Origin of the sequence: Streptomyces sp. ADI95-17, from assembly GCF_003846175.1 — a bacterium.
Lineage (GTDB): Bacteria > Actinomycetota > Actinomycetes > Streptomycetales > Streptomycetaceae > Streptomyces > Streptomyces sanglieri.
The window spans coordinates 724040-725465 of the sequence record NZ_ML123046.1 but is presented as its reverse complement, the minus strand read 5'-3'; the positions used below and the strand labels follow the sequence as shown (position 1 = coordinate 725465).

The 1426-nt window shown below is 70.2% G+C and carries 1 protein-coding gene; it reads right to left on the bottom strand.

The window, feature by feature from the left end:
• The coding region (locus EES42_RS17005) for a condensation domain-containing protein (protein ID WP_241196416.1) at positions 1-1426 on the bottom strand (1426 nt) is incomplete at both ends.

Here is a 1426-nt window from a genome sequence, read left to right as displayed (position 1 = left end):
TACGAGATCGTCGAGGGCCGGGTCGGTACGGCCCGCGACGGGCGAACCGAGCGGGATGTCGTGCCCGGCACCGGAACGGGACAGCAGCGTCGACACCGCGGCCTGGGCCACCATGAAGAGTGTGCTGCCGGTCTCCTGGGCCAGTGAGCTGAGCGATTCGTGCAGGTCGGCCGTGCAGTGCACGGTGTGTGTGGTGCCACGGTTGGATGCGGTGGCCGGCCTGGCACGGTCCGCCGGGAGTGTCGCTTCCTCTGGAATGTCCGCCAACGCTGCGCGCCAGTAGTCGAGTTGGCGTTCCTCGTCGCTGCCGAGGAGGCGTCGCTGCCAGAGGGAGTAGTCGGCGTACTGGACCGGCAGCGGCTCCCATGCGGGGGCAGTGCCCTCGGTGCGGGCCTCGTAGGCGGTGGCCAGGTCGCGGAAGAGCGGTCCGTTGGACCAGCCGTCGGAGGCGATGTGGTGGATGACCACCAGCAGGATGTGCTCCTGCTCGCCGATCGACAGCAGGTGTGTGCGGATCGGCGACTGGACGGAGAGGTCGAAGGTGGCCGATGAGAGGTCGGCCAGTCGTGCGGTGAGCTCGTCCTCGGTGGTGTGGATCAGCGGGAGGTCGATGGCGGTCGGGGGAAGGATGTGCTGGTGGGGGGTGCCCTCGTGGGTCGGGAAGACGGTCCGCAGACCTTCGTGGCGGGTGGTGATGTCGGTGAGGGCGAGCTGAAGGGCCCGGTGGTCGAGCCGGCCCTTGAGGCGGAGTGCGAGGGGGATGTTGTAGGTGGCGGACGGGCCTTCCATCTGGTCGAGGAACCACAGCCGCTGCTGGGCGGAGGAGAGCGGGACGATCTCCGGCCGCTCCTCGGCCGTCAGTGCCGGCCGGGGCAGTTCGCCACTGCCCGCGGTGACGCACTCCGAGAGCGCGAGCACCGTGGGGTTGCGGAAGAGGTCCTTCACCCCGAGCTGGACGCCGAACGCCCGCCGGATGCGGCTGATCAGCCGGGTGCCGAGCACCGAGTGGCCGCCGCGGTGGAAGAAGTGGTCGTCGATGCTGACCGACGGCAGTCCGAGGACGGCCGCGAAGAGACCGCAGAGCACCTCTTCCTGCGGTGTGCGCGGGGCGCGCCCGCTGGTGGCGTGGGAGACCTGGGGTGCGGGCAGGGCGCGTCGGTCGACCTTGCCGTTGGTGGTGAGGGGGATCTCGTCCAGGACCACGAAGGCGGACGGGACCATGTACTCGGGCAGGGCGTCCGAGGCATGACCGCGCAGTTCGGCCACATCGATCCGGGCAGCGTCGGCGGCGACGAGGTAGGCGACGAGCCGCTTGTCGCCTGGCCGGTCCTCCCGCACCAGTACGGTCGCCTGGCCGACGCTCTCGTGGGCGGTCAACGCGGTCTCGATCTCGCCGAGTTCGATGCGGAAGCCGCGGAGCTTGACC